Source organism: Streptosporangium oxazolinicum, from assembly GCF_039537505.1.
GTDB classification, from domain to species: domain Bacteria; phylum Actinomycetota; class Actinomycetes; order Streptosporangiales; family Streptosporangiaceae; genus Streptosporangium; species Streptosporangium oxazolinicum.
In genome coordinates, this window is the sequence record NZ_BAABAQ010000003.1 from 475,979 (window position 1) to 502,484 (window position 26,506).

A 26,506-nucleotide genomic window follows, 5' to 3' on the forward strand; every position below is an offset into this window, starting at 1 on the left:
GGGGAATAGATGAGGACACTTCTGATTACCCTGTCCGGCGCCCGTCCAGAGATCTTGAAACTCTGCCGTACCGAGCAGGGGAAATTCGAGGGCATCGGCGGGGCGGTGCTCACCACCAGCGTGCTGGCGGTCGTGTCGATGACGTTCGCCCTGAACTCCGCGCTCGGTGTCCCCCTCATCCTCGCCATCGCGGCCAGCCTCGTCTGGGGCCTGGCCATCATGAGCCTCGACCGCTGGCTGGTCAGCACCATGAACGCCGACGGGCCACGGCGCTGGCGGGTGGCCCTGCCCCGGATCCTCATGGCCGTGCTGCTCGGCCTCGTCATCTCGACCCCGCTGGTGCTGCAGATCTTCAAGTCCGAGATCGACGCGCAGATCGTCCAGATCAAGCAGCAGCGCGCCAACGAGTTCTCCACCCGGCAGAACGCGGGCAGCGTCGCGCAGGAGGTCGCCCGTCTCCGCGCGGAGACGACGACCCTGCAGAACGTGATCACCTCCGAGGGTGACGTCCCGCTGGATCCCGCCAAGGACCCGAAGATCGTGTCACTCACTGCCGAGCGCGACGCCCAGCAGACGCGGACCGAGAAGCTCTACGACGAGTGGCAGTGCCAGCTCTACGGTGGGAAGACGTGCCCGCGCAAGGGCAACGGCCCCCTGGCCCAGGCCAGCAAGAACACCTACGACAAGGCCAAGGGCCGGGTCGACCTGCTCAACCGGCAGATCGAGGAGCGCAAGTCGGAGCTCACCGCCACGGACGAGAGCAGCAAGAAGGAACGCCTCGCCCAGGCGACGCAGGCGCTGCCCAAGACCCAGGAGCTGCTCGACGCCGCGGTGCGGCGCCAGAGCGACCTGCAGAACGCGTTCGACGCGGAGAACAGGACCACCGACGGGTTGCTGATCCGGCTGCAGGCCCTCAACGAGGTGTCGGGCCAGGACACCACCCTCAGGTCGACCCACCTCCTGCTGTTCCTGCTGTTCCTGCTGATCGAATGCCTGCCGGTGGCGGTCAAGCTGATGCAGAAGCCCGGCAACTACGAGAGGATCCTCAACCTCGCGGCGAAGCAGGAGTTCCGCGACGCGCGAGACAGCTACAGTTCCCAGTTCGGCGGTTCCTCTCCCCCCGCCGTGGATTCCGCGCCGCGGAAGGAGGCCTACGACGACTCCGCCTCGATCTGGGATATCTGGGAAGAACCAGACCCGCTACGCGCGACCCGCAGGGCACAGGCCCCACCCGGCCCGGCGAAGACCGCGCATCTGACCGACCCGCAGGCCCCGGACAACGACCACTACTCCGTCGAGGAGGACATGCTGCGCACGATGCAGAGCACCCGGGTGTACCACAGGTCCGACTCCACCGGCCCGGCGGCCGAGCGTCACGGCAAGATCGAGCTGTTCCCCGATGACGACGACTGACCCTGCGTGACCCCCGAGATGAACGGCCGCCTGGTCAACGGCCGCTACCGGCTCCTGTCCATGATCGGCAGCGGTGGGATGGGCAACGTGTGGCTGGCCGAGGACGAGCTGCTCGGGCGCCGCGTCGCGCTCAAGGAGCTCGTCCTGTTCCCGAACGGGGAGCACCTGTCCGTACGCCACCAGCGCGTGCTGCGCGAGGCGCGGGCCGCGGCGCGGATCAGGCACTCCGGCATCGTCGAGATCTACGACATGTTCGTGGAGAACGACATCTCCTGGATCGTCATGGCCTACGTCCGGGGCCGCTCGCTCCAGGACCTGATCGAGCACGGCCCGCTCGGCGAGCGCCGGATCGCCGAGATCGGCGGGCGGGTGCTGGCCGCGCTGACCGCCGCGCACCGGGCCGACGTGCTGCACCGTGACGTGAAGCCCGCCAACATCCTGATCAGCGGGGGCGGAGAAGTGTTCCTCGTCGACTTCGGCATCGCCCACATCGTCGGCGAGAGCCGCCTCACCTCGCAGAACGCCTTCACGGGCACGCTGGAGTACATGGCGCCCGAACGGATCAACGGCCTTTCTCCGGGGCCGCCCGCCGACCTGTGGTCCCTGGGGGCGACCTTCTTCCACGCCCTGGAGGGATACTCCCCGTTCTTCCGCGGCAACGTACCGGCCACCATGAAGGCCATCACCTTCGACGATCCGCCCCCCTTCACCCGCGAGGGGCCGCTGACCGACGCGATCGTCAGGTTGCTCCGCAAGGACCCCGGCCGACGGATGGACGCGCGGCGGCTGGAGGGGATCCTGAGGTCGATCGCCACCGGTCCCCCGCCCTCCCCCGCGCCGCACCGCCCCGAACCCGCCTCCGCACCGCCCCCTCCCGGCCGCTCCCCCTCACCACACCCGGCCGGGGCAGCGCCTTCACCGCCCCCACCACCCCCGCAGCGCCCGCCCGGGGCCGCACCCTCACCACACCACCCCGAGGCCGCGCCCGCACCGCGCCCGGCCGAGGCCGCCGACCGCGCACGGGAGAGAAACGGAGCCGAGGATCGTACGCGGGAGAAAGCCGAGGCCGCCGGGCGCGCACGGGAGAGAGCCGGAGCCGCAGAGGACGCGCGGGAGAGAAGCAGGGCCGCGGATCGTACGCGGGAGAGAACCGTGGATCTCGGCAGACTGGACCCGGCCGAGGCCGCCCGGGTCGTCGGCACCATAGCGGCCCCATCCGCCGCGCGACTGCTCGACCGTCTCCCCACCGAGACCGTCCAGCGGGTGCTGGTCCGGATGGAGCCCGAGACCGCGGCGGTGATCCTGCTGGAGCTGTCCACCGACAGGGCCGCCTCGATCCTCGACACCATCCCGGCGAGAATCGCCGGACCCGTGCTGAACGTGATGGCGACCAGGCGACAGGAGACCGCCGCGGTGCTGCGGGCGATGGGAAGGGCCCGCGCGGGCCAGGCTCTGAGCCACATCGATCCCGGACGGAGCGGCGCGCTGCTGGGCGCCATCCCCCCCGGCGAGGTCGCGAAGATCCTCGCCTCCACCACCGCACGGACCACGGCCGGCATCGTCCGCGTCCTCGCGACGACCCCGCTCGCCATCCGCCTGATCGAGACGATGCCCGCGAAAAGGGCGTGCGGCGTGCTCGACTACGTGCCCCCCGCCATCGTCGCCGGACTGCTCAAGGCATCCTCCGACGGCCGCGCCGACCGCCTGCTCAACGGTCTCGACGACGCCGTACGCGCTCAGGTGTCGCGCCACATGCGCGGTCTCTGAGCATTCGTACGGGGAGCATCGTGATAGGGAGCATCGTGACGGGGGGCAACCGTACAGGGAGCATCCGTGTGGGGCATCGACCGGATGAGAGGGCCCGTATCAGGCCGGAAATGACGGAGGGCACCTCCGCGATGCGGAAGGTGCCCAGGTCGTCGGCCTCAGCCGATGGTGCGCCGCCAGGGACTCGAACCCCGGACCCGCTGATTAAGAGTCAGCTGCTCTAACCAACTGAGCTAGCGGCGCTTGCGACGGAGGTAACTCTAGCAGCAGCTTCAGCGCGCTCGCACCCCGGTTGATCCCGTTCGCCCCTGTCCGGCCCTTCATGTGAAGCACGCCGAAACATCCGGACCATCGGGACACCATCCGGCCCGACACAGACTCGGGGCCGGACAGTCCCCCAACTGTCCGGCCCCGGCCTCTTCGCGGGCTTTGCCATCGTCTCCCCCAAGACTCCGGCGGCTCCGCTCAGGAACGCGATCCCCCTCGCGTTCTTATCCGGTGAAAAGTCTCTGCAACGCTCCCCCCGGGCTTCGCAGACCCCTCGACCTGCAACAACACTACCTAGTCAAATGTAACGGGCGCGTCATCCAAAGGTTGATTTTGCGCCTACACCCAACCTTGACCCGGTATCACCGAAGCGCCGCGAGCCCCTGCGAGCACGCGGAAACCCGCCGTCCGGGAAGCCGGTCGCATTGGTTCGGGATCGCGGGCCCATTGGTTCCGGGCGCCGATCGGGGGCCTCGGCACAGACCGGAAACACGGGCCGGAAACCTGGCGGCCCGCGTCGGCCTGGATCACCGTGATCACCGGGTCCCGGGGTGCCCCGCGAAGCGGTTCGGCCGGTTCTCCGCGAGGCCGTCAGGGGAGTTCGAGGTTGATCTCAAGGTTGTCCCTCAGCGCCCGGCTCACCGTGCAGTACTTCTCCTCGACGCGGTGGGCCACGGCGCGGAGGACCTCGGCGGCCTTCTCGTCGCCCTCGGGCAGTTCCACGTCGTAGGTGATGGTGATCGGCCCCAGCCTGGCGGCCTCGATCTTATCGGCCTGGACGGTCATCGCCAGACGGACCATGCGGTGGCCGCGCTGGGCCGTCAGCGGCTCCACGGTGACGATGTTGCAGCCGCCGAGCGCCGCGAGCAGCAGCTCCACGGGGGTGAAGACTCCCTGCTCGTCACCGCCCCCCATGGCGACCTCGGCTCCGCGGTCGTTACGCGCCACGAACCCGTCCTCGGTCCGCTCCACTCTCACCTGCGCCATGGCGTTCCTCCCCTGAAAACCTGCCGATCACCCTACAGAGGCCCGCAGATGGAGGAACGCCCGGGTTACGACGGGAACGGAACCCGCATCAGGCTTCGGGATGTTTGGACAGGTATTCGATGTAGAACGGCCGCAGCGCCTCGCCCAGCTCCCCGTGGCCCGAGGCCATCGCGTCGCTGAGCAGGGCCGAGACCCGGCTGAGGTCGTTGGTCGTCTGATCCTCGTTGCCCGCGGACGCCTCCGCCGCGGGGATCAACGTGAGCAGCTCCCACAGGAAGCCGAGATCTCCGTGGTGCACGGCGTAGTGGACCGCGCGATCATGCAGTTCCTGGGCCGACAGCGACTCAAGCTCGTCCGTTTCCAACAGACCCACCCCCTCACGCCCCTTCTGCCCCGAGAATATGACCATCATGCGCAATTGACGGTACGCACCATCAGCGTGTCGGCCGGACCGGCGTCTTTCCGGTTTCCGGTGTCGGCACCGCGAAGCGGGCCGATGAACGCCTGCGGGGCGTGCTCCAAACCGTCGACGACGGTTTCGGGAAGGGTGGGCCCGCCCTCGCGGAGCGAGGCACCTGCCTCCGCGATCAGGTCGGACACGCGATCCACGCGATCCACGTGGTTCTCGTGGTCTTCGTGGTCTTCGTGGTCTTCGTGGTCTTCGTGGTCGAACACGATGAATCCGCGCGGGGGGCCGTCTTCCCACGGTCAGGCCGATGTCACTCGGACCAGGAACCGGCCTGCTCCCGTTTCCGGCCTGTTCTAGAGGCCTGGCCTGGCCGGTGGTCCTGGCCTGGCCGGAGGAGCGGGCCTGTTGTCGGGGCCGGGCCTGGGCGGAGGACCGGGCTTGGGAATGGGGCCGGGCTCTGGCGAAGGGCCGGGCTCAGGCACGGGGCCAGGTTTGGGGACGGGACCGGGACCGGGCCTAGGTGGCGGACCAGGCTTGGGAACGGGGCGGCCAGGCTTGGGAACGGGCTCGGGCTCGGGGACAGGACCCGGGCCAGGGACAGGACCGGGCTCGGGTAGCGGGCCGGGCTCGGGGACGGGGCCAGGCTTAGGCGGAGGGCCAGGCTTGGGAATGGGGCCGGGCTCGGGGAGCGGACCGGGGCCGGGCCTGGGCGGAGGGCCGGGCTTGGGGACGGGACCGGGTTTGGGGGTGGGACCGGGTTCGGGGGTGGGCCCCGTCCCGGTTTCCGCGGACGGCTTTCCCTGTCGGCCAGTGGACGATCGGTCATCGGACATGGTGAGGCCCCCTCGGCGATTCGTGCTCCTCACCTGGGACCTTCCCACCCGGTGGTGGTTCTCCCCGCCGGGGAGCGGCACCCCTGACAGGATCTCGCCGCTTTCATGACCGCATACGGTCACGGATGCGAAACTCTCCACGGGCGCCGGGGCCGGCTCGCCGTCCCGGCGACGATGGGACCGCGTCGCTCGCGGTGATCGGAACCACGGGCAGCGGACCGACCAGCGACACCCCTGCTATGCGTATATATCCGCTCCCAGAGTGCGGATCTATCGCCCGTCCGACTATCCATGCGAGGATCGCGAAACGTGAAAATAATCATCAAAATACTGGTTGTAGCAGCCGCTCTGTGGGCGGCGACCCGATTCGTGGACGGCATCACGGTGTCCGCGACAACCCCGGTCAGGGAGATCGGCACGCTCATCGCCGTCGCCCTCGTCTTCGGTATCGTCAACGCGGTCCTGAAGCCGATCATCGCGACGCTCGGCTGCGCCTTCTACATCCTCACCCTCGGCCTGTTCGCCCTGGTGGTCAACGCCGGGCTGCTGCTGCTGACCAGCTGGATCGCCGAGCAGCTCCGGCTGCCCTTCCACGTCGAGGGCTTCTGGGCCGCCTTCTGGGGCGCGATCGTCATCGGCCTGGTCAGCTGGCTGCTCGACCTGATCCTCGACGCGATCGTCGGCGACTGAGCCGATGACCGTCGTCCTTGACGGCGCCCACCTGACCTGCGAACAGGTCGGCCGGGCGGCCCACGGCTCCGGGATCTCGCTGGGCTCCACCGGCCGTGCGGAGGCGGCATGGCGGATGGCCGGCCTGCTCAACGGACCCGTGTACGGCCGGACCACCGGCGTGGGCGCCAACAAGGACGTGGAGTCCCAGGGCGCCGGCCTGGACCTGCTCCGCAGCCACGCGGGCGGCGCCGGACCGGCGATCGAGGAGTTCCGCGCCCGCGCCACCCTCGTGGTCCGCCTCAACCAGCTACTGGCCGGTGGCTCGGGGGTCGACCCGGCCCTCCTGCCCGTCCTCGCCACCGCCGTCAACCGGGGTCTCACCCCGCCGATCCGCACCTACGGCGCCATCGGCACCGGCGACCTCACCGCCCTGGCCACCACCGCGCTCTGCCTCCTGGGCGAGCTCCCCTGGACCCCGCCCTCGGAGGACGTACGAGCCGGAAACGCCAGAAAAGCCGGGGACACCGCGTCCTGGAAACGGGCCGGGGGCGGCCCGTCCGGGACGCGGGCGGGGGATCCCGTACCCCGGTTCGCGCTCGCCTCGGAGGACGCGCTGCCGTTCATCAGCTCGGGCGCGGCGACCCTGGCGGACGCGGCGCTGGCCTGCCACCGCCTGAGGATCCTCCTGGCCGCCGCCACCGCGGTCGCGGCCCGCTCCTTCCGGGCGATCGACGCCTCGCTCGAACCGCTCTCCCCCGTCGTGCAACGCGGCCCCGAGCAGACCGAGGTCGCGGCCGGGCTGCGCGCCCTGGTCGGCCCCACCACCCCGCGCCGCGTCCAGGACCCGTACGGCTACCGCGCCTTCCCGCAGGTCCACGGGGCCGTCCTCGACGCCCTCGGCCGGGCGGAGCGGACGATCACCGAGGAGATGAACGCGGCTCCCGAGAACCCGCTGATCGCCGACGGCCGGGCCTGGCACAACGGCAACTTCCACTCGGCGCGGGTCGCGCTCGCCCTCGACGCCCTGCGGGCCGCGCTCGTGCAGACCGCGACGCTGAGCGCCGCGAGGCTCGCCACCCTGAACGACCCGGCCCACACGGGCCTGCTGCCCTTCCTCGCCGAGCGTCCCGGGCTGTCCGGGGTCATGATCCTCGAATACGTCGCGTACTCCGCGCTGGCCGAGCTGCGCCACCTGGCCGCCCCGGTCACCCTGGGCGGGGCCGTGCTCTCCCTGGGCACCGAGGACCACGCGAGCTTCACCCCGCAGGCGGCCCGTTCCGCGCTCGCCGCCGCCGAACCGCTGGAGATCGTCCTGGCGTGCGAGCTGGTGGCCTCCGTACGAGCCCTGCGGCTGCGCCGCCTGCCCTGCGACCTGCCGCTCGATCCCGCGATGGAGGACCGCCCCCTGGACGCCGACCTCGACGCGGCGCGCGGGCTGCTGCCCGGCCTTGTCCCCTGAGGCGTCCCCTGAGGCCCCCTCGGACCTTCCAGGGCCGGGTCAGCCCACCGAGCCGCGTTCGCGGAGCTGGGGGGCCTGGACGATGCGGCGGCGGCGCGGGTTGCCGTCGGCGGCTGCCACGACGATGCGGACGGCGGCGCGGACGATGCCGTCGATGTCCCAGTCGACCGTGGTCAGGCCGGGGGTGAGCAGGCCCGACATGGGATGGTCGTCGTACCCCATCACGGACACCTCGAACGGGATGCCCAGCTTCCGCTCGGCGGAGGCCGCGTAGACGCCGTAGGCGATCGAGTCGGCGAAGCAGAAGAACGCCCGGTGGCCGGCATCGAGCATCTCGCCCGCGACCTGGGTGGCGGGTCCCAGTGACTGCGAGGCGGTGACCATGTCGATGTCCAGGCCCAGCCGTGCGGCCTCGGCCATGACGTGCACGTCGGCGGGCCGGTCGGGGGTGCTGGCCCGGGTCGAGGTGAGGACGGCCAGGCGCCGGTGGCCCCGCTGGCGCAGGTGCTCCAGGGCGAGGGTCACCCCGGCCCGGTTGTCGAAGACGACCTCGCCCGCGGCGCGCGCCCCGGCCAGGGCGTCACCGATCGACACCACCGGCAGCCCCTCGCACAGCTCGGCCCAGAGCGGCGCCGCGGGATCGACCGGCTGCACGATGAGCGCGTCCACCCGCTGGTCGCGAAGCTGCCTGGCGAGGGTGTGCTCCCTGGCCGGGTCTCCCGCGGCGTCCAGGATCAGGGCGTAGCGGTCGTTGTCCTTGAGCGCGCGGCCGATGCCGACGGCCAGCGCCTGCTGCCAGAGGTCCTCCAGGGATCCGCAGAGCAGGCCGATCATGCCGGTCCGGCCGCTGGCCAGGGCGCGGGCGATGGGGTCGGCCTCGTAACCGAGCTCGGCCGCGGCCTGGCGCACCCGCTCGATGGTCTCCTCCGACACCTGCATGCCGCGCAGGGCGTAGGAGACGGCGGCGGGCGACAGGCCGGTGGCCTTCGCCACCTCGCGGATGGTCGCTCGTTTCCGGGGCTGGGGCATCCGACCAGCCTATTCCCCGGGGCCTCCGAGGGGGTGCTCCCCGCGCGATCGGGGCCGCCGAGTGGCGTTGGGAGGTATTGACACGATGCGGGGTGAAGCGGTTCACTGAAACGGTTCACTGAACCGTGTCACTGTTGGATGTGGCGAGGTGGAGGCGTTTACCCCTATTCTAGGTAGGGAATACCTCGAAGACGTGAAAGGAGGAGATCCGTCGTGACCGTCGACGTTCACCAGCATCTGTGGACGCCCGCGTTCGTGGACGCGCTCAGACGCCGCACCACCGCGCCCCGGCTCGACGGCTGGACCCTCCACCTGGACGGCGAACCCGCCTACGAGGTCGACCCCGCCGACCACGACCTCACCGGGCGCCTCGCGCTGAACGCGGGCCTCGACCTGGCCCTCGTGTCGCTGTCCAGCCCGCTCGGCATCGAGTCGCTGCCTCCCGGGGACGCCTGGCCGATCATCGACGCCTACCACGAGGACGCCCTCGCCCTGCCCGCGCCCTTCGGCGCATGGGCGGCGACCTGCCTCAGCGAGATCGATCCCGCCAGGCTCGCCAAGACCCTCGACGCGGGAAACCGCGCCTGGGACGGTACGGGGAACGACGCGAAAGACGGCATACGAAACGACGCGGAGGACGGCGACGCGGAGGACGGCGCGCGAGGAGTGTGGCCGGGGCTCGTCGGGCTCCAGCTGCCCGCGACCGCCGTGCGCGACGCCGCGGGTCTGTCCAGGGTCGCCCCGCTCCTCGACGTGCTCACCGAGCGCGACCTGCCGCTCTTCGTACACCCCGGTCCCGCCACCGAGCCCGAGGGGCCCGGCTGGTGGCCCGCCGTCGTGCCGTACGTGCAGCAGATGCACGCCGCGTGGTACGCCTTCGCCGCTTTCGGACGGTCCCGCCACCCCCGCCTGCGGGTCTGCTTCTCGCTGCTCGCCGGACTGGCCCCGCTCCACTCCGAGCGCCTGGCCAACCGGGGCGGCGAGGGCCGGGGTCAGGTCGATCCCGACCTGTTCCTGGAGACCTCCTCCTACGGCCCGCGCGCCATCGACGCGATCGTCCGAGAGCTCGGCGTCGACATCGTGGTGAGCGGTTCCGACCAGCCCTACGCCACCGCACCGGACCCCGCGCTCGGCGACGCCGCCTGGCACGCCATCGCGGTCACCAACCCGAACCGCCTGCTGAACGGAAAGGAGTCGCGCAAGTGAACCAGTACCAGGGCCGCGAGAGCTGTGCGCTCCCGGCGAAGAGAGCCGCGAGCACGCGGCGCGTACGAGCCGCCGGACCCGCCGACCGCGCCGGTCACGCCGGGCGAGTGGACAACGCCGGCTCCGGGCCGTTCGGCGGTGGGACCTCATGAGCTACGAGGCCCTGCCAGCCCGCGCCCTCGACCGGCGCGAGCTCCTCGACCTGGTCAACGAGCTGGCCGCCGACCCGTCCCGGTGGAAGGAGCAGGTGGAGTTCCCCGAGGAGGGCGGACGCCACTTCGCCTCCCTCTACCGCGACTCCCACGTGGACATCTGGCTGCTGTGCTGGCGGCCCGAGGACGACACCGGCTGGCACGACCACGACACCTCCTCCGGGGCGGTCCGCGTGGTGGCCGGGACGCTCCTGGAGTGCAACCCCCGCATCGGCGGCGAGCACCTGGAGACCGTGGTCTCGGAGGGCGAGTCCTTCTCCTTCGGACCCGACCACATCCACAGGCTGACCGGCGCGGTGCACGGCAGCGTCTCGATCCACGCGTACTCGCCGCCGCTGTGGCGCCTGGGCCAGTACTCCATCAGCGACAGCGGCGTGATGCGCCGCGTCTCGGTCAGCTACGCCGACGAGCTGCGCCCCATGGACGACGCCGAGCAGATGGCCGGGGTCGCCTGACCCCTCCCGCCACCCCGCCCTCGCCGCCGCACCCGTGAACGGGGTGCGGCGGCGGTACGGGCCGAGTGCCTCGTCGCGGACTCAGGCCTTCGTCACAGCAGCTTGAGCGCGTAGAAGATCGCGAGCAGGAGCGTCACCGCACCCGCGAAGGCGGCGCCACCCAGCAGGATGGCCGAAGAGACGGCAGCCCCTCCCGCGGTCGACAGAACACCTGCGATCAGGCTGATGATCACCCCGACGAGCACCTCGATCGAAAGAAAGCTCGCGATACCTGCCTTCTGGCGTCAGGGACAGGCACCACGAGATGATCATTTTATGGCAGACGTGATTTTCTTCGATCTGGACGGCACCCTGGTCGATCACCGAAGCGCGGTCTTGGAAACGATCGGCGAGATCGTCCGGGCCGCGCCGAACGCGACGGCTCCACCGGAGGAACTGGTGACGTTGTGGTGGACGCTGGAGGCGCGCCACATGCGGGAATACCTGGCCGGTCAGTGTTCCTTCGCCGAACACCACCGACGCAGGCTCCGCTCCTTCCTGCCCGTGTTCGGGGAGCCGGTTCCGGAAAGTCCCGGCCTTCTGGACGCCTGGATCACCGAGCGCTATCTCACCGTGTTCGAGGAGTCCTGGCGGAGTTACCCCGATGTCCAGCCCTGCCTGGAGAACCTGAAACAGCTTCCCCGAGGACCGCGTCTGGCCGTCCTCACCAACGGGGACCCCGAGCAGCAGCGCGCCAAACTCGCCCGCTGCGGCCTCGGCGAATACTTCGAAGCCGTCCTGACCCCGACCGAGCTCGGTGCGGCCAAGCCCGCCGCTTACACCACCGCCTGCCGGTGGATGCGGACGGACCCCGCGCGGGCGGTCAACGTGGGCGACATGCTGGAAAGCGATGTGAACGCAGCCGCCCTCGCCGGGCTCACCGGCATCTGGCTGGACCGCGGCGTCGACTTCGTCACCGGTGGACCATCGCCGACGGCGGATGAGACGGTGCTCCGCATCGAACGGCTCACCGACCTCCCCGACCACCTGTCACGCACGAACGCCTGACCGGCTCTCACGGCCGTCGTAAGTGAGCGACGTCGTAAGTGAGCGACCCGGGTCAACGCCTTGAAGCGTCCCGGCCTCGATGTGGACCCTGATCCCGCTGGTTCCGGTCGCCGTGATCCTCCTCGGCCCGATCCGGGCGACCGGCGAGATCATGCGCTGGTCACGGTGGCGGCGCCGGGCATCACGCCCGCGTCCGGAAAGCCCGCTACCAGCGCAGATCCCAACCGCGATCTCAAGCCGGAAAGGCTAGAAGACGCGCTCCCTGACGGCGTTGGCCATGCCGGGGTCGTCGGCGAAGACGCCGTCGACGCCGAGGGAGTAGAGCTTCTCCAGCCAGCCCATCACGTTGCCGGTGGCGCGCGGGTAGGCCGCGCTCGCCGGGTTCCCGAACCGGAAGTCCACCGGGAGCTGCGAGTTCTCGTTCCTGATGGTCCAGGTGTGGACCTTCAGACCGGCCCGGTGGGCGTCCCGGATGAGCGGGGTGGGCTGCAGGAGGCGGCCGTCGGGGCCGACGGGCACGATCCGCCTGGTGTCGACGCCGACGCCGTCCGCGTAGCTCGCCACGTCGCGGAGCCCCGCGGGGGTGACCATGGCGTCGTAGGTGCGCGGGTCTCCGGCGGCGACCCAGTCGTACGGGGCGCCCGCGGCGTTGATCAGCTGGGCCAGCGGCAGCCTGGTCTTCTTGCTCAGCTCACGCAGGTTGGCGGTCTCGAAGGACTGGATGAAGACCGGGTCCCGGCTCCCGCGCCAGCCGTGGCGGCCGAGCACGTCGAGCAGCGGCTCCTCCAGGGAGAGCCCGATGGAGTCGAAGTAGCTGGGGTGCTTGGTCTCGGGGTAGACGCCGACCCCGCTCCGCTTGGCGAGCGCGACGACCTCGTCGAAGGTCGGGATCTCCGCGAGGCCGTTGAAGGCGGTGTTGTCCGGACGCAGGTCGGGGATGCGCTCCTCGGCCCTGAGCGTCTTCAGCTCGGCGAGCGTGAAGTCCTCGGTGAACCAGCCGGTGATCGAGGTGCCGTCGATGGTCTTGGTCGTCCGGCGCCCCGCGAACTCGGGGTGGCTCTCGACGTCCGTGGTGCCGCCGATCTCGTTCTCGTGCCTGGCCACCAGCACGTGGTCCTTCGTCGAGACCAGGTCGGGCTCGATGTAGTCGGCGCCGAGCGCGATCGCGGTCTCGTACGAGAGCAGGGTGTGCTCGGGCCGGTGCGCGCTGGCGCCCCGGTGGCCGACGATGATGGGTTCGCGGCCGCGGGGTTCGGCGGTCGCGGGTTCGGGTTGTTGCAGCACAACGGCGACGGTACCGGTCGCGAGGACCGCCAGCGCCGCGGCCAGAAGCCTACGGATCATGTTGAGGACCGTAGAAGGCCCAGATGACCAGCGGAACAACGACTCGCAAAGGAAGCGGGTCACGCAGGCAGCGACTCATAAAGGGCACGGGTCTCGCAGGGGAACGCGGCGCCGTCCGGATCGTCCATGTCGTCTGGGGCGTTCGAAGGGGAACGCGAGGGAGCGGGGACCGCCCGTCAGGCCAGGGAGGGCGAGTCCTCGACCGGGCGTGGCTCGTCCGCGCCGACCGCCGTGACCGGGCGTCCCGCGAGGAACCCGGCCCCCAGTTGCACGGCGCACGCGCCGAGTCCGGCCAGCAGTGGCAGCGTCCAGCCGCCCGAGAGCTGGTAGAGCACCCCGATCAGGAGCGGCCCGAGCGCGGCCAACGTGTAACCGGCGGACTGGGCGACGGCCGAGAGCGCGGTCACCGAGACCGGGTCGGGCGCGCGGAGCGTGATGATGAGCAGGGCCAGCGAGATCGAGGCGCCCTGCCCCAGCCCGAGGACGATCATCCAGAGCCACGGGAGGGCGGCGGGGGCGATCAGCACGCCGAGATATCCGGCCACCGTGAGAACGGTCGCGGCGGTGACGTACGGCACCTGCGACCGGGCACGTCCCGCGAGCACCGGAACGGTCAGCGTGGCCGCCATCTGGGCCAGGCTGGTGAGGCTGAGCATGTATCCGGCCTGGTCGGCGGGGAGTCCCGCGTCCTGGAAGATCGTCGGTATCCAGGCCAGCATGATGTAGAAGGTCAGCGACTGCACACCCATGTAGACGGTGACGTACCAGGTCACCCGGCTGCGGAGCAGCAGGGCGAACGGCCGGGGCGCGACCTCGGGGCGGGCGGGGCGGCGCAGCGCCTGGGGTAGCCAGAGCGCCGCCGCGGCCAGTGCCGGGATCGCGGTCATGGCGGTCACCTCGCGCCAGCCGAGCCCCGTGGCCCGCTCGATCGGGACCACCGAGCCGGACGCCACGGCGGCGCCCAGCACCAGGCCGGAGACGTAGGTCGCGGTGAGCGGCCCGACCCGCGTGGGGAAGTGCTGCTTGACCACGCCGGGCATCGCGACGTTCATCACGGCGATGGCCGTACCGGCGACGGCGGCGCCCGCGTAGAGGGCGGGGACGCTTCCCGTGCTGCGCAGCACCACGCCCGCGGCCAGGATCAGCAGCCCGGCCATGAGCGTGCGGTCCAGGCCGAAGCGGCGGGCGAGCAGGGGGGCGAGCGGGCCCAGGACGCCCAGGCAGACCACCATGACCGTGGTGATCGCCCCTCCCCCGGCGGCGTTCAGCCCAAGATCGTCCATGATCTCGTCCAGCACCGGGGAGACACCCGCCAGCGCGGGCCGCAGGTTGAGCGCCGCGAGCACGAATCCCGCGATGAGCAACACCCGCGACATCCGCGACATCCGCGACACACTGCCTCCCCGCTCGGACACTGCCCAACTCTCCCATACGCCTCACGGCGCGCCATCGGGAGAGGTTACGTGGCGTTCCCTCCGTCCGTCCGCCGGTCCGCCGGACACGGCCCAACCCGGTCAGCGACCCGCCGGACGACCCTGACGGCAGCCCGCCGGGCACGCCCCCGCCCTGTCGGGCGACCCGCCGACCCGGTCTCGCCGGACGGGCCACCGGCTCATGATCCCGCCCACCCGGCTCCGCCGGGATCAAACCATCAGAAAGGGTATGTCGCGATATTTCCTTGCATCGTCACCCAGCGAGTCTCGGTGAAGGCCTCGATGTTGGCCCGTCCCCCGCCGAAGCGAGAGCCGGTCCCCGACGCTCCGACCCCGCCGAACGGGGCCACGGCCTCGTCGTCCACCGTCTGGTCGTTGATGTGCACGATCCCGGTGGGAACGAGGTCGGCCAGCGCCAGGCCCCGCATCGCGTCGCGCGTCAGGACACCCAGCGACAGGCCGTACTCGCTGTCGGACGCCAGCGCGGCGGCCTCCTCGACCGTGGAGAACGGCACGACGGGCGCCACCGGGCCGAACACCTCCTGGGCGTACGCGGGAGCGCGCGCGGGCAGGTCGGCCAGGACCGTGGGCCGGTAGAAGAGTCCCTCGTAGGTGCCGCCCGCCGCCAGCCGCGCCCCGGCGTCGACGCTCGCGGTGACCAGGCCGTGGACCTTGTCCCGCTGACCGGCGTCGATCAGCGGGCCGAGCGCGACCTGCCCGCCCGCCGGGTCGCCGACCGGCAGGTGGTCGGCCTTCTCCGCGAGCCGTGCCACGTACTCCTCCGCGATCGAGGAGTGCACCAGGTGGCGTCCGGTGGTCATGCAGATCTGCCCCTGGTGCAGGAACGAGCCCCACGCGCCCGCCGAGACCGCGAGGTCCAGGTCGGCGTCGTCCAGGACGATCAGCGCGCTGTTGCCGCCGAGCTCCAGGTGGACCCGCTTGAGCAGCCGCCCGCACGCCTCGCCGACCGCGCGCCCCGCCGAGGTCGAGCCGGTGAAGGAGATCACCCGTACCAGCGGGTCGCCGACCAGCGCCTGCCCCACCGCCACCCCTCCCGGCAGCACGTGGAGCAGGCCGTACGGCAGTCCCGCCTCCTCGAAGACGCGGGCGACGGCGACACCTCCGGAGACGGCGGTCCGCGAGTCGGGCTTGAGGATCACCGCGTTCCCCAGGGCGAGCGCCGGGGCGACCGAGCGGATGGCGAGGACGAGCGGGAAGTTGAACGGGGAGATCACGCCGACCACCCCGGCGGGTACGCGCCGGGCCAGGCTGAGCCGCCGCTTGACGGTCGGCAGGATCTCCCCCAGCGGCTGGGACGCCAGCGCGGCGGCCTCGTGGCACTCCTGGGCGGCGACGTGCGTCTCCACGCCCGCCTTGGGACGGATCGACCCGGCCTCGCGGACCAGCCAGTCCTGGATCTCCTCCGCGTGCTCCTCGAACAGCCGCCCGGCCCGCCGCAGCACGGCCGCCCGCTCCTCGAACGAGGTCGCCGCCCACTCCCGCTGTGCCCGTACGGCGCGCACGGCCGCCGCCGCCACGTCCTCGGCCCTGGCCACGCCGACCCGGCCGAGTTCCGCGCCGGTGGCGGGTTCGACCACGGCCACGTCGCCCGCGCGCGAGGTGAACCAGCCGTTCCCGAAGACCTGCCCGGCCCACGTCCTGGCGTCCATGAGCGTCATCGTGTCTCCTCTGTCATGGTGGCGTACAGGTGACCGCGCGGGTCGGCGAAGCGCGGCAGGGAGCGGGTGGCGGGCGGGGAGAGCGCGACCGTGCCGGCCGGGAAGCCGACCAGGACGGTGGTGGGACGGCGCACGGAAACCTCCCGAGGGGAAGAAGCGAGAGGGTGGTGTTCGTTATGTGAACAATGATTCTCTGAACGAACAAGGCGTATCGCGGAAGGTACGCCGCCGATGTCAAGCGTGTCAAGGAGTGTTGATCACCGAATTGACCATCTGGACAGCGGGTCGATATCGTCCTTTAAAGAACATTCGTTCACATAGCGAACAAATGCCGACCCGGATGGCGAGAACCCCCGAAGAGGACGCGATGACCATGACGGATCCGCTCGCCGAGACGCTCGCCGAGACGGCGGCCCACGCCGGGCGCGACGACGTGGCGACGGAGGATCCCGCCCACCTCGCCCCCGGGAGCTCCCATGAGAGATGAACCCCGCGTGAGGCGCGAGGCGCCGGTTGGGCCGCGCACCACCCGGCACCGGTGTCCCCCGCGACCGCGACACCCGACCACCCCGCGGACAGGAGTCCCCGATCGTGAACGACGTCTACATCCTCGACGCGGTCCGCACCCCCATCGGCCGGTACGGCGGGGCACTGTCGGGCGTCCGCCCCGACGACCTCGCCGCGCACGTCGTCCGCGCGCTGGCCGGCCGGGCCCCCGCCCTCGACCCCGCCGCGATCGAGGACGTCTTCTTCGGCGCCGCCAACGGCGCGGGCGAGGACAACCGGGACGTCGCGCGGATGGCCGTGCTCCTGGCCGGACTGCCGGTGACGGTGCCCGGCACGACCCTCAACCGGCTGTGCGGCTCCGGCCTGGAGGCGGCGATCGCCGCCTCCCGCGCGGTGGCCGTGGGTGACGCGTCCCTGGTGGTCGCCGGAGGTTCCGAGTCGATGAGCCGGGCGCCGTGGGTGATGCCCAAGCCCGCCCGGGGCTTCGACCGGGGTGAGCGGACCCTGCACGACACGGCCCTCGGCTGGCGCATGGTCAACCCCCGGATGCCCGCCGAGTGGACGGTCACCCTGGGCGAGGCCACCGAGATCCTCGCCGACCGCTACGCCATCGGCCGCGAGGCCCAGGACCGGTTCGCGCTGCGCAGCCACCGGCGCGCGGCGGCGGCCTGGGAGCGCGGCGTCTTCGACCGCGAGGTGGTCCCGCTCGACGCCCTCGGCCACGACGAGTCCGTCAGGGCCGACGCGACCGAGGAGTCCCTGGCCGCTCTGAAACCGGTCTTCCGCCCCGACGGCACCGTCACCGCGGGAAACGCCTCCCCCCTCAACGACGGCGCCGCCGCGCTGCTCGTCGGCGACGAGGCGGGAGCCGCCCGGTCCGGGCTGGCCCCGCTGGCCAGGATCGTCTCCCGCGCGGTGATCGGCGTGGAGCCGCACCTGTTCGGCATCGGACCGGTCGACGCGGCCCGTACGGCCCTCGGACGGGCGGGCATCGGCTGGTCCGACCTGAGCGTGGTCGAGCTCAACGAGGCGTTCGCCGCCCAGTCGCTGGCGTGCCTCGCCGAGTGGCCCGACCTCGACCCCGAGATCGTCAACGTCAACGGCGGCGCCATCGCCCTCGGCCACCCCCTCGGCTCCTCGGGGGCGCGCGTCCTCGGTACCCTCGCCCACGAGCTGCACCACCGGGGCGGCGGGTACGGCCTGGCCGCCATCTGCGTCGGCGTGGGCCAGGGGCTCGCCGTCGTCCTTGAGGGAACCGGCTCCTGAGCGGCCGTCCGAACCACCCGGAGGTGGACATGACCTCTCCCGCGACCGGCGGCCCGTTCCCCGGCCCAGCCCCCAGCCCAGTCCCCGGTCCAGTCCCCGGTCTGTTCTCCGGGATGTTCGCCAGGGGCGGGGCCTCGGCGGAGGTGTCGGACGTCGCGTGGCTGGCCGCCATGCTGGACGTCGAGGCCGCGCTGTCCGGCGCGCAGGCCGGGCTCGGCCTGGTCCCCGCCGAGGTGCCCGCCGCGCTGGCAGAGGCCTGCCGCCCCGGGCTCTACGACATCGCCGAGCTGGGCGAAAGAGCCGCGCGGACCGGCAACCCCGTCATCCCGCTGGTCGCCGCCCTGCGGGAACGGGTCGAGCCCGGCCTGCGGCGTTTCGTCCACTACGGCGCCACCAGCCAGGACATCAACGACACCGCCGCCATGCTGGTCGCCCGCCGCGCCCTGGCACCGGTCCTGGCCGACCTGTCCGCCTGCGCGGACGCCTGCGCGCGGCTGGCGTCCGAGCACCGCGGCACCGTCATGGCCGGGCGCACCGTGCTGCAGCACGCCGTACCCGTCACGTTCGGGTTGAAGGCGGCGGGCTGGCTGAGCGCGCTTGACCGCGCGCGGGCCGGGCTGGCGGAGGTGCCGCTGCCGGTCCAGTACGGCGGGGCGGCCGGTACGCTGTCGGTCCTCGGCGAGCGGGGCCACGAGGTGCCACCCCTCCTCGCGGCCGGGCTGGGACTGACCGACCCGGTCCTCCCCTGGCACACCGACCGGACCCCGGTGGCCCGGCTGGCCTGCGCGCTCGGCACCGCCGCCGGGACGCTGGGCAAGACGGCGAACGACGTGAAGCTGCTCGCCCAGACCGAGGTGGCGGAGGTCGCCGAACCGGCGGGGCCCGGCCGGGGCACCTCCAGCGCGATGCCGCACAAGCGCAACCCGGTGGGCTCGATGTCCGTGCTCGCCTGCGTCCAGCGCGTCCCCGGCCTGGTCGCCTCGATCCTGGACGGCATGGTCCAGGAGCACGAGCGCGCGGCGGGCCCGTGGCAGGCCGAGTGGGAGACGCTGGGCGAGCTGCTCCGGCTCACCGGCAGCGCCGCCTCCTGGCTCCGCGAGGTGCTGGAGGGCCTGACCGTGGACACCGCCAGGATGCGCGCCAATCTCGGGGCGACCCGAGGGCTGCTCATGGCCGAGCAGGTCGTCGTACGGCTCGGAGGCACCCCGGAGGCCCGGCGGCTGGTGGACGCCGCCTGCGCCCGCGCCGTCGAAGGCGGCTCGGAGCTGCGGGAGGTCCTGCTCGCCGATCCCGGCGTCTCCCTGACCATAGAGGAGATCGACGCGGCCCTCGACCCGGCGGGCGCCCTCGGCTCCGCCGCCACCTTCGTCGACCGGGCGCTCGCCGCCCACGAGAACTTCACGGGAGCCGGTTCATGAGCGAACGAAACACCGAGGACGCGAGCCGCACGAGCACCTGGGAGGCCGGGGACGCGACGCGCCGGGCCGTACTCGGCGACGAGCACGTGGACCGCGCCGTCGCGACCACCACCCCGTTCACCGCGGACTTCCAGGAGTTCATCACCAGGTACGCGTGGGGTGAGATCTGGACCCGCCCCGGCCTGGACCGGCGTACCCGCAGCTGCGTCACGCTGGCCGTGCTCACCGCGCTGGGGCACGAGCACGAGCTGGCCCTGCACGTGAGGGCGGCGCTCCGCGTCGGCCTGACCGAGGAGGAGATCAAGGAGGTGCTCCTGCAGACCGCGATCTACGCGGGCGTGCCCGCCGCCAACCGGGCGTTCGCGGTGGCACGGGCGGCGCTAGAGTTCGAGCGGAACGAGGAGGGCGGGGATGATCGAACCGATTGACCGGGGCTCGGACCATGTGCAGTCGCTGGCACGCGGGCTCTCGGTGATCAAGGCGTTCAGCGCGACGAGCCCCGAGCTGACGCTCAGCGAGGTGGCCCGCGCGACCGGCCTGACCAGGGCCGCGGCCCGGCGGTTCCTGCTGACGCTCGTCGATCTCGGCTACGTCAGGACCGACGGGCGGCTGTTCGCGCTCTCCCCCCGCGTCCTGGATCTCGGGTACGCCTACCTGTCCAGTCTCTCGCTGCCCGAGGTGGCCGAGCCGCACCTCGAACGCCTCGTCGCCGAGGTGCACGAGTCGGCGTCGGTGGCGGTGCTCGACGGCGAGGACGTCGTCTACGTGGCCCGGGTGGCGACCAGCAGGATCATGCGGGTGACCATCAACATCGGCACCCGGTTCCCGGCCCACTGCACCTCGATGGGCAGGGTGTTGCTGGCCTGGCTGCCGCCCGGCGACCTCGACGCCTACCTCGCGGAGGTCGAGCTCCACCGGTTCACCCCCAGGACGGTCACCTCCCCGGCCGCCCTCAGGACCGAGCTCGACAGGGTCCGCGCCCAGGGCTGGGCCATGGTCGACCAGGAGCTGGAGGAGGGCCTGCGCTCGATCGCCGTCCCCGTCAGGGAACGCTCGGGGCGGGTGACCGCCGCGATCAACATCTCCTCCCACGCGAGCCGTACGACCCCGGAGTCCGCCCGCCGCCACCTGCTCCCGCCGCTGCTCGCCACCGCGGCGCGGGTGGAGGCCGACCTGCACGCGTCGGGCGTCAAGGGCAGTGCCCTGTCCCCCCGCTGATCCTCACCACCGTCACCCGTCGCCCCGTGAGAACGTGCCGAGCCCGGCCCGCGGTACCGGTGGCCGGGACGCCGACCACATCTCCGCCATGCCGGTCGCCCGCCGATCCCTGGCACACTTCCTCACCACCGTCACCCGTCGCCCCGTGAGAACGTGCCGAGCCCGGCCCGCGGTACCGGTGGCCGGGACGCCGACCACATCTCCGCCATGCCGGTCGCCCGCCGATCCCTGGCACACTACCTTGATGACAACGTTGTCAACGCGCCGAACCTGGGCGATGATCGGGCCGTGACAGAGAGTTCGCGGGGACGTCCCACCATGAAGGACGTCGCGTCGGCGGCCGGGGTGGCGCTGAAGACCGTCTCCCGGGTCGTCAACGGCGAGCCGGGGGTCACCCTCGCCACCGCCGAGCGGGTCACGACCGCCATCGAGCGACTCGGCTACCGGCGCAACGAGAGCGCCCGCGTGCTGCGCCAGGGCAGGACCGCGAGCATCGGCCTGGTGATCGAGGACGTGGCCGACCCCTTCTACGCGGGGCTCAGCCGCGCGGTCGAGGACGTGGCGCTCCGGCACGGCTCGCTGGTGCTCAGCGGCTCCTCGGGGGAGGATCCCCGGCGCGAGCGGGAACTGGTCCTCACCTTCTGCTCCCGCGGGGTCGACGGCCTGATCATCGTGCCCGCCGGGACCGACCACGACTACCTGCGGCCCGAGCTCGACGCGGGCATCGCCGCCGTCTTCGCCGACCGGCCGGGCGGGCCGGACGCCGACACGGTGCTCTGCGACAACGCCGGAGGCGCGTACGCGGGGGTCTCCCACCTGATCCGGCACGGCCACCGCCGGGTCGCCTTCGTCGGCGACAGCGCGTCCATCTTCACCTCGGGTGAGCGCCTGCGCGGTTACCGTCGCGCCCTCGGGGAGGCGGGCCTGCCCTTCGACACCTCCCTGGTCGCGACCGGCCCGGCCCGGCAAGCCGGCCTCGCCCTGATCCGGATGCTCTCCGGCGACGACCCGCCCACGGCGGTGTTCACCGGCAACGGCCGGATCACCGTGGCCGCGCTGCGCACGGGACGCCGCCTCGCCCTGGTGGGCTTCGACGACTTCGAACTGGCCGACCTGCTCGATCCCGGCGTGACCGTGGTGGCCCAGGACCCGGTCCGGCTCGGCGCGACCGCCGCCGAACTGCTCTTCCGCCGCCTCTCCGGCGACCTCGGCTCTCCCGAACGGATCGAGCTGCCGACCCGGCTCATCCCCCGCGGGTCGGGAGAACTCCCGCCGTGACCGCTTTCCGGACGATCGCTTCGTGCGCTCAGGCGACGTGGGTGGCCAGGGTGACGCCGGTGAGGCGCTCGGCCTCGGCCCACAGCCGGGCGTTGACCACGGGGTCCAGGGCCCTGCGGGGCACCCGGGCGGTGACGGTGGGGCCGACCAGGCCGAACCGCCCGCCGGGGCCGTAGTAGCCGCCCGCGACGGCGTCGGGGCTGGTCGCCGCGTACAGCAGCGGCTCGGTGCCCGGCTCGACGTCCTGCGAGGGCAGGAGGTTGGCGTTGTTGAGAAGTTTGTGCAGGCGCGACGGCCTGTCGCGGCCGAGGGTCGCGCCCGCCGTCTGCAGGTTCGTGCGGGTGAAGCCGGGGTGGGCGGCGGTGCTCAGCAGGTTCCAGTTCCGCTGGACGGCGAGGGCCGCGAGGTGCCGGGTCAGCATGAGGTCGGCGAGCTTGGACTGGGCGTAGGCGAGGGTGGGGCTGTAGCGGCGCTCGCGCTGAAGGTCCTCGAAGTGGATCCGGCCGAAGTTGGCCGTACCACTGCTCATGGTGGCCACCCTCGGCGCCTCGGCGGCGAGCACGGTCGGCAGGAGCCGGACCGTCAGCGCGAAGGGGCCGAGGTAGTTGCTGCCGAACTGCAGCTCGAAGCCGTCGGCCGTGGTCATGCGGGTGGGCGGGGCCATCACCCCGGCGTTGTTGACCAGCAGGTCCAGGGGGGTGCCCTCGGCGATGATCCCGTCGGCGAACTCCTTGACCGAGGCCAGGTCGGCCAGGTCGATCCTGCGCACCTCAAGCCGGGCGTGCGGGTGCCGGGCCAGGATCTCGGCGCGGGCCCGCTCGCCCTTGGCGACCGTGCGGACGGCCATCACGACCCGCGCCCCGGCGTCGGCGAGGCGCCGGGCGGCCTCCTTGCCCGTGCCGCTGTTGGCGCCGGTGACGACGGCGAACTTCCCGCTCTGGTCGGGGACGGCGTACATGGCGAACTCCTTGGGATCTCGCTTAAAGACTGGCGGTCTGTTGGCATGAAAGCTAGCAGACTGCCGGTCTCTTAACAAGGGACCGCCGGTCTGTAGACTGCGGGGATGACGACGTTCCAACGCGCGCGCAGCGAGGAGCAGCGCGCGGTGCGCAGGCGGGCGATCCTGGACACCGCGGCCGCGATGCTGACCGAGATGCCGGTGGCACAGGTAAGCCTCAACGAGCTGAGCCGTCGCGTCGGCCTGGCCAAGTCGAACGTGCTGCGCTACTTCGAGTCCCGCGAGGCCGTGCTGCTCGAACTGCTCGACGTCGCCTCACGGGAATGGCTGGAGCGGCTCGACGGCGCTCTCGCCGCCGAGGTCGGCACCGGCACGCCGTACGAGCGCGGCGACCAGGTGGCCGCGACGCTCGCGGCCACGCTGGCGGACCGCCCGGTCCTGTGTGACCTGGCCGCCGCCCAGGCCGCGGTGCTGGAGCACAACGTCTCCCCGCAGGTCGCCGCGCAGTACAAGCGCGCCGCCGTCGCCAACGCCACCACCCTGGGCCGGTTGGTCGGCGAGCACCTCCGCGAGCTGGGCGAGCACGACGCGATGAGGCTCGCCGCCGCCACCGTCATGGTGACCGGAGCCGTATGGACCCACTCACGCCCGGCGGCCGCGATGCTGGCCGCCTACGAGGCCGACCCGTCACTGGCCGCCATGCGGCTGGACTTCACCACGGCCCTCCGCGAGACCCTCGAAGTCGTGATCACCGGCCTGCTCGCCCGCTCGTCGCACCGACGCGAAGGGTAGCCCGGACCGCCGTTCCCCGTCGCGACCCCTCGAAGGCGCACGTCAGCACGGGATTGGCCGTGGCGACGACGGGCATACCGACCTCATCGCCGACACAGCACCGGCGGAGAGGCGGGGGTCGTGAGCCTGACGGCGGGAATCCTCGCTGGCGCGGCGGGCACCACCGCGCTGGACGTCGCCGGTTACCTGGACATGGTCGTACGCGGCCGGTCCGCGAGCGGGCTACCGGCCCAGGCGGCGGGCAGGCTGGCCGAGCGTGCCGGTGCCGACCTCGGCTCGGGGGAGGCCGCCGACAGCAGGCGCGAGGGCCTGGGCGCGCTGCTCGGGTACGCGACGGGCCTGGGAGCCGGCGGGCTGTACGGCCTGCTCGCCGGAGACCGGCGCGTTCCGCTGCCGCTCGCCGCCCTGGGGCTGTCGGCGGCGGCGATGACCGCGAGCGTCGCCCCTCTCATCGCGCTCCGCCTGACCGACCCGCGCGACTGGAACGCGTCGTCGTGGGTGTCGGACATCGTCCCGCACCTGGCTTACGGCCTGACGGCCGCTGCGGCCTACGACCGCCTGACACGCCCCTGACCTGGCCACGCCCCATCGTCCGCGATCATCTTCGGATGCGACGACCGGCTGCCGGCTCACGCCGGGGTCCGGCCATATGGTCCTGACCGTCGAAGGTTTCTGGTCGTCTTTCTAGTCGCCGCCCGACGCGAGCTTTCTTCGCCGCCGATCACTCCGGCCCAAATAAAACGCGAGCACCAGCAGTGTCAGCAATCCGCTGAGCACGTAACTGCCCATCAGTGGCGTCAGCCACATTCCAGCGTGGGATGGATATATGAAAAGTGTCGCCAGAGTGATATATCCAGGCAGCAGAAAGATGAACCACAAGAACCCCACGCCCACCTTCTCAAGCGTGGCGTCCAAGCGCTGGGCGCGATATGCCCAGAGCACGAGGAGCGGTATGCACCAGACCCAGTGGTGCGGCCAGGAAACGGGTGAGACAAGCAGCCCCACGATGGCACAGGCGGTGACTCCGGCAAGCTCGCCCGCCTTCTTCGCGGTCCATGCGGCGACCAGAAGCCCACCCGCGCCAACTACCGCGCACAGGGCGAGCCAGAGAGGTGTGGTGGACCAGGAGCCGGGCATGAGAAAAAGCACGCCGCGAATTGATTGATTGAAATAATTCGTTTCCGGATCGGTGATCACCCGTTGCGTGTCGAAAAACTTACCACCCCAGTAATCACGCGAGTCTGCCGGCAGCAGCAGAAATCCGATGGCCACGGTGCCGAGAAAACCGAGGCCGGCCATGAGGGCGGCTCGGAAGCGACGCGTGATGAGAAGATAGGGGATGAATATCAGTGGGGTGAGTTTGATACCGGCGACAATGCCTGTTACTATGCCGCACCATTTTCCTTTGCCGTGCGTCAGATCCACGACTATCGCCAGCAGCAGAATAATGCCTATCTGCCCGTTCCACAGCGTCAGCATCACCGGGTATAGGGGAAGTATCGCGATAAAAGCCAACAACGTGTAAGTGGCCCGACGACTACCGCTCTTCACTGCGACACGGCCGACGAGAAGCCATATCAACACCTCAAGGGCGAGGATGGAGATCATCACCCAGAGGGCGATGGCAATCTCCATGTCAACCCAGGCGAGAGGCGTGAACAGCAATGCCGCGAACGGCGAGTAGGTGAACTGCAGCGAATACTTACCCACGACCACGTCATAAAGGGAAGTACGCTGCAGTACCGCCACTCCACCTTCCCGGTAGACCTCCAGATCAACCCAGCCCTCCGCGTAGACCACGTTGACGACGAAGGCCGCCAGCGCGCCACTCAACGCGATCAATACTCCGCACGCTATGTGGAGGGAGCTACCAGCTCTCCTGCCCAAACGAATTCGCGGACCGGCTGACACCGAAGAAGACATGGCGGCTCCCGACGTAGCTGTGGCACACGCTAGTCACGCCGGCTTGTCCAAAGCTTGTCGCGCCTCACCTGGGCCGGCCGTTCGCCGGTCAGGGGCCTGGTGTGATCAGGCGGGAGCGCCTTCCCTCCCGGTGACGGGCGGCCCCGCTTCCCGTAGGCGGGCGCAGAGCTTGTCATGGTGGGCGGTGGCGATCCCCCCGGAGCGGCCCGGCCGGGCGGCGACCGGCCGGCTAGCTGGCTAGCTGGCTGGCTGGCTGGCTGGCGAGAAGTCGCGACATAACGCGAAATTCCAGAAGAGCCTTGCCGTGCGTCTCAATCTATACGTAGGCTTATACGTATACGGGATGAGGATGGAACGATGCCCAATAAAACGATCTACGTCTCGGACGACGATCTGCCCCTGTTCCAGCGGGCGCAGGAAATCGCCGGAGGCAAGCTGTCGACGGCGATCAGCGTGGCGTTGCGACGCTACGTCGAGATGGAGGAGGGCCGCCAGGAGGGCTACGAAGAGATCGTCGTGCAGGTCGGCCAGGGCGGCACGGGCCGCAAGCAGCGCTTCTCCGGGGTGCTGCTCGGTGAGTGGGGACGCACGACGGGCAGCCGCGTGGAGATGTTCCGGGTCTACCGCTCCCGGAAGAACAAATACGTCCTGCACGTGGACCGCTCGCCCGACTGGACGGACAGCCTTACGTCGGGGTCCGACAACTGGCTGGAGGGTCTCCTCTCTCGCGGCGCGTGGCGGAGCTATCTCGGCCTGGCCGACTCAAGCTGGGGCTTCGTTCAGGGCGAGGCCACGCTTGAGGTCGTGAACACCTTCCAGGAGCTGCGCGGCAGGATCCCGGACGAGTTCTACGACCTGATCGCCGACATGGCCGAACGCCCCGTCGTGGAGGACCTCGACATCTAACTCCATCCCAGGAACACAACCGGACGGT

The 26,506-nt window shown here is 71.2% G+C and carries 26 protein-coding genes and 1 tRNA gene; 15 read left to right on the forward strand and 12 right to left on the reverse strand.

Annotated features, from left to right (window positions below; genetic code table 11):
- Nucleotides 1-9 precede the first annotated feature (9 nt).
- Nucleotides 10-1,413, forward strand: a complete 1,404-nt coding sequence (locus tag ABD817_RS11600) for a DUF4407 domain-containing protein (protein WP_344917824.1) — start codon at nucleotides 10-12, stop codon at nucleotides 1,411-1,413.
- A gap of 6 nt (nucleotides 1,414-1,419) precedes the next feature.
- On the forward strand, nucleotides 1,420-3,180 hold the full coding sequence (locus ABD817_RS11605) for a protein kinase domain-containing protein (protein WP_344917825.1): 1,761 nt from the start codon (nucleotides 1,420-1,422) through the stop codon (nucleotides 3,178-3,180).
- 166 nt (nucleotides 3,181-3,346) lie between these two features.
- Here ABD817_RS11605 and ABD817_RS11610 read toward each other — a convergent pair.
- From ABD817_RS11610 to ABD817_RS11625, 4 genes are all read right to left on the reverse strand, one after another.
- Nucleotides 3,347-3,423, reverse strand: a tRNA-Lys gene (locus ABD817_RS11610).
- Between the two features lie 615 nt (nucleotides 3,424-4,038).
- Nucleotides 4,039-4,434, reverse strand: a complete 396-nt coding sequence (locus ABD817_RS11615) for an OsmC family protein (protein WP_344917826.1) — start codon at nucleotides 4,432-4,434, stop codon at nucleotides 4,039-4,041.
- 88 nt (nucleotides 4,435-4,522) lie between these two features.
- Nucleotides 4,523-4,807, reverse strand: a complete 285-nt coding sequence (locus ABD817_RS11620; protein ID WP_329085017.1) for a hypothetical protein — start codon at nucleotides 4,805-4,807, stop codon at nucleotides 4,523-4,525.
- A 35-nt stretch (nucleotides 4,808-4,842) separates the two neighbouring features.
- The gene (locus ABD817_RS11625) at nucleotides 4,843-5,109 is read right to left on the reverse strand and encodes a hypothetical protein (RefSeq protein WP_344917827.1); all 267 of its coding nucleotides are present in this window, start codon (nucleotides 5,107-5,109) and stop codon (nucleotides 4,843-4,845) included.
- An 876-nt stretch (nucleotides 5,110-5,985) separates the two neighbouring features.
- Here ABD817_RS11625 and ABD817_RS11630 point away from each other — a divergent pair.
- Together ABD817_RS11630 and ABD817_RS11635 are read left to right on the forward strand one after the other, a co-directional pair.
- The gene (locus tag ABD817_RS11630) at nucleotides 5,986-6,366 is read left to right on the forward strand and encodes a phage holin family protein (protein ID WP_344917828.1); all 381 of its coding nucleotides are present in this window, start codon (nucleotides 5,986-5,988) and stop codon (nucleotides 6,364-6,366) included.
- A 4-nt stretch (nucleotides 6,367-6,370) separates the two neighbouring features.
- The gene (locus ABD817_RS11635; protein WP_344917829.1) at nucleotides 6,371-7,807 is read left to right on the forward strand and encodes an aromatic amino acid lyase; all 1,437 of its coding nucleotides are present in this window, start codon (nucleotides 6,371-6,373) and stop codon (nucleotides 7,805-7,807) included.
- 39 nt (nucleotides 7,808-7,846) lie between these two features.
- Here the strand turns inward: ABD817_RS11635 and ABD817_RS11640 are convergent, their stop codons facing one another.
- Nucleotides 7,847-8,836, reverse strand: coding sequence for a LacI family DNA-binding transcriptional regulator (locus tag ABD817_RS11640; RefSeq protein ID WP_344917830.1), 990 nt, complete (start codon nucleotides 8,834-8,836; stop codon nucleotides 7,847-7,849).
- 213 nt (nucleotides 8,837-9,049) lie between these two features.
- Between ABD817_RS11640 and ABD817_RS11645 the strand changes: the two genes are divergently transcribed.
- Nucleotides 9,050-10,042, forward strand: a complete 993-nt coding sequence (locus ABD817_RS11645) for an amidohydrolase family protein (RefSeq protein WP_344917831.1) — start codon at nucleotides 9,050-9,052, stop codon at nucleotides 10,040-10,042.
- 148 nt (nucleotides 10,043-10,190) lie between these two features.
- Complete coding sequence (locus tag ABD817_RS11650; RefSeq protein ID WP_344917832.1) at nucleotides 10,191-10,709, forward strand: cysteine dioxygenase; 519 nt, start codon at nucleotides 10,191-10,193, stop codon at nucleotides 10,707-10,709.
- Between the two features lie 92 nt (nucleotides 10,710-10,801).
- On the opposite strand, the gene ABD817_RS11655 is transcribed toward ABD817_RS11650, so the two are convergent.
- Nucleotides 10,802-10,942: a hypothetical protein gene (locus tag ABD817_RS11655; protein WP_344917833.1), complete on the reverse strand. Its 141-nt coding sequence runs from the start codon at nucleotides 10,940-10,942 to the stop codon at nucleotides 10,802-10,804.
- Between the two features lie 82 nt (nucleotides 10,943-11,024).
- Here ABD817_RS11655 and ABD817_RS11660 point away from each other — a divergent pair, with 82 nt between their 5' ends.
- The gene (locus ABD817_RS11660) at nucleotides 11,025-11,756 is read left to right on the forward strand and encodes an HAD family hydrolase (protein WP_344917834.1); all 732 of its coding nucleotides are present in this window, start codon (nucleotides 11,025-11,027) and stop codon (nucleotides 11,754-11,756) included.
- A 246-nt stretch (nucleotides 11,757-12,002) separates the two neighbouring features.
- On the opposite strand, the gene ABD817_RS11665 is transcribed toward ABD817_RS11660, so the two are convergent.
- The 4 genes from ABD817_RS11665 to ABD817_RS11680 all read right to left on the reverse strand — a co-directional run bounded on the left by ABD817_RS11665 (nucleotide 12,003) and on the right by ABD817_RS11680 (nucleotide 16,346).
- Nucleotides 12,003-13,100: a glycerophosphodiester phosphodiesterase gene (locus tag ABD817_RS11665; protein WP_344917835.1), complete on the reverse strand. Its 1,098-nt coding sequence runs from the start codon at nucleotides 13,098-13,100 to the stop codon at nucleotides 12,003-12,005.
- A 176-nt stretch (nucleotides 13,101-13,276) separates the two neighbouring features.
- A complete protein-coding gene (locus ABD817_RS11670; protein ID WP_344918102.1) occupies nucleotides 13,277-14,485 on the reverse strand; it encodes a CynX/NimT family MFS transporter in 1,209 nt (402 codons plus the stop codon).
- 266 nt (nucleotides 14,486-14,751) lie between these two features.
- Entirely contained in the window at nucleotides 14,752-16,212 is a 1,461-nt protein-coding gene (locus ABD817_RS11675) for a benzaldehyde dehydrogenase (protein WP_344917837.1), read from the reverse strand.
- Nucleotides 16,209-16,346, reverse strand: a complete 138-nt coding sequence (locus ABD817_RS11680) for a hypothetical protein (protein WP_344917838.1) — start codon at nucleotides 16,344-16,346, stop codon at nucleotides 16,209-16,211. Before ABD817_RS11680 ends, ABD817_RS11675 begins: the two co-directional genes overlap by 4 nt.
- Before the next feature lie 457 nt (nucleotides 16,347-16,803).
- Between ABD817_RS11680 and ABD817_RS11685 the strand changes: the two genes are divergently transcribed.
- The 5 genes from ABD817_RS11685 (at nucleotide 16,804) to ABD817_RS11705 (ending at nucleotide 21,899) form a co-directional block, all read left to right on the forward strand.
- Nucleotides 16,804-17,985 (forward strand): thiolase family protein, encoded by a 1,182-nt coding sequence (locus tag ABD817_RS11685; RefSeq protein WP_344917839.1) that lies wholly within the window; start codon nucleotides 16,804-16,806, stop codon nucleotides 17,983-17,985.
- A gap of 29 nt (nucleotides 17,986-18,014) precedes the next feature.
- A complete protein-coding gene (pcaB, locus tag ABD817_RS11690) occupies nucleotides 18,015-19,403 on the forward strand; it encodes a 3-carboxy-cis,cis-muconate cycloisomerase (protein WP_344917840.1) in 1,389 nt (462 codons plus the stop codon).
- Nucleotides 19,400-19,831 (forward strand): 4-carboxymuconolactone decarboxylase, encoded by a 432-nt coding sequence (gene pcaC / locus ABD817_RS11695; RefSeq protein WP_344917841.1) that lies wholly within the window; start codon nucleotides 19,400-19,402, stop codon nucleotides 19,829-19,831. Before pcaB ends, pcaC begins: the two co-directional genes overlap by 4 nt.
- On the forward strand, nucleotides 19,815-20,621 hold the full coding sequence (locus ABD817_RS11700) for an IclR family transcriptional regulator (protein ID WP_344917843.1): 807 nt from the start codon (nucleotides 19,815-19,817) through the stop codon (nucleotides 20,619-20,621). Before pcaC ends, ABD817_RS11700 begins: the two co-directional genes overlap by 17 nt.
- A gap of 288 nt (nucleotides 20,622-20,909) precedes the next feature.
- Complete coding sequence (locus ABD817_RS11705) at nucleotides 20,910-21,899, forward strand: LacI family DNA-binding transcriptional regulator (protein WP_425583320.1); 990 nt, start codon at nucleotides 20,910-20,912, stop codon at nucleotides 21,897-21,899.
- A gap of 28 nt (nucleotides 21,900-21,927) precedes the next feature.
- Here ABD817_RS11705 and ABD817_RS11710 read toward each other — a convergent pair whose 3' ends face one another.
- Nucleotides 21,928-22,857: an SDR family oxidoreductase gene (locus ABD817_RS11710; protein WP_344917844.1), complete on the reverse strand. Its 930-nt coding sequence runs from the start codon at nucleotides 22,855-22,857 to the stop codon at nucleotides 21,928-21,930.
- Between the two features lie 105 nt (nucleotides 22,858-22,962).
- Here ABD817_RS11710 and ABD817_RS11715 point away from each other — a divergent pair, with 105 nt between their 5' ends.
- Both ABD817_RS11715 and ABD817_RS11720 read left to right on the forward strand, forming a co-directional pair.
- Nucleotides 22,963-23,649 (forward strand): TetR/AcrR family transcriptional regulator, encoded by a 687-nt coding sequence (locus ABD817_RS11715; RefSeq protein ID WP_344917845.1) that lies wholly within the window; start codon nucleotides 22,963-22,965, stop codon nucleotides 23,647-23,649.
- 120 nt (nucleotides 23,650-23,769) lie between these two features.
- Nucleotides 23,770-24,222, forward strand: coding sequence for a hypothetical protein (locus ABD817_RS11720; protein ID WP_344917846.1), 453 nt, complete (start codon nucleotides 23,770-23,772; stop codon nucleotides 24,220-24,222).
- Nucleotides 24,223-24,333: 111 nt separating this feature from the next.
- On the opposite strand, the gene ABD817_RS11725 is transcribed toward ABD817_RS11720, so the two are convergent.
- Nucleotides 24,334-25,491, reverse strand: a complete 1,158-nt coding sequence (locus ABD817_RS11725) for a glycosyltransferase 87 family protein (protein WP_344917847.1) — start codon at nucleotides 25,489-25,491, stop codon at nucleotides 24,334-24,336.
- Between the two features lie 438 nt (nucleotides 25,492-25,929).
- Between ABD817_RS11725 and ABD817_RS11730 the strand changes: the two genes are divergently transcribed.
- Nucleotides 25,930-26,478, forward strand: a complete 549-nt coding sequence (locus tag ABD817_RS11730; protein WP_344917848.1) for an EXLDI protein — start codon at nucleotides 25,930-25,932, stop codon at nucleotides 26,476-26,478.
- The last annotated feature ends 28 nt before the right edge of the window (nucleotides 26,479-26,506 follow it).

Excerpts from the sequence above, each read along its gene's own strand:
- pcaC (WP_344917841.1), top strand. The coding sequence starts at position 19,400 with ATGAGCGAACGAAACACCGAGGACGCGAGCCGCACGAGCACCTGGGAG.
- ABD817_RS11665 (WP_344917835.1), bottom strand. The coding sequence starts at position 13,100 with ATGATCCGTAGGCTTCTGGCCGCGGCGCTGGCGGTCCTCGCGACCGGT.
- ABD817_RS11670 (WP_344918102.1), bottom strand. The coding sequence starts at position 14,485 with ATGTCGCGGATGTCGCGGGTGTTGCTCATCGCGGGATTCGTGCTCGCG.
- ABD817_RS11675 (WP_344917837.1), bottom strand. The coding sequence starts at position 16,212 with ATGACGCTCATGGACGCCAGGACGTGGGCCGGGCAGGTCTTCGGGAAC.
- ABD817_RS11730 (WP_344917848.1), top strand. The coding sequence starts at position 25,930 with ATGCCCAATAAAACGATCTACGTCTCGGACGACGATCTGCCCCTGTTC.
- ABD817_RS11635 (WP_344917829.1), top strand. The coding sequence starts at position 6,371 with ATGACCGTCGTCCTTGACGGCGCCCACCTGACCTGCGAACAGGTCGGC.
- ABD817_RS11600 (WP_344917824.1), top strand. The coding sequence starts at position 10 with ATGAGGACACTTCTGATTACCCTGTCCGGCGCCCGTCCAGAGATCTTG.
- ABD817_RS11710 (WP_344917844.1), bottom strand. The coding sequence starts at position 22,857 with ATGTACGCCGTCCCCGACCAGAGCGGGAAGTTCGCCGTCGTCACCGGC.
- ABD817_RS11660 (WP_344917834.1), top strand. The coding sequence starts at position 11,025 with ATGGCAGACGTGATTTTCTTCGATCTGGACGGCACCCTGGTCGATCAC.
- ABD817_RS11650 (WP_344917832.1), top strand. The coding sequence starts at position 10,191 with ATGAGCTACGAGGCCCTGCCAGCCCGCGCCCTCGACCGGCGCGAGCTC.
- ABD817_RS11700 (WP_344917843.1), top strand. The coding sequence starts at position 19,815 with ATGATCGAACCGATTGACCGGGGCTCGGACCATGTGCAGTCGCTGGCA.
- ABD817_RS11640 (WP_344917830.1), bottom strand. The coding sequence starts at position 8,836 with ATGCCCCAGCCCCGGAAACGAGCGACCATCCGCGAGGTGGCGAAGGCC.
- pcaB (WP_344917840.1), top strand. The coding sequence starts at position 18,015 with ATGACCTCTCCCGCGACCGGCGGCCCGTTCCCCGGCCCAGCCCCCAGC.
- ABD817_RS11615 (WP_344917826.1), bottom strand. The coding sequence starts at position 4,434 with ATGGCGCAGGTGAGAGTGGAGCGGACCGAGGACGGGTTCGTGGCGCGT.
- ABD817_RS11715 (WP_344917845.1), top strand. The coding sequence starts at position 22,963 with ATGACGACGTTCCAACGCGCGCGCAGCGAGGAGCAGCGCGCGGTGCGC.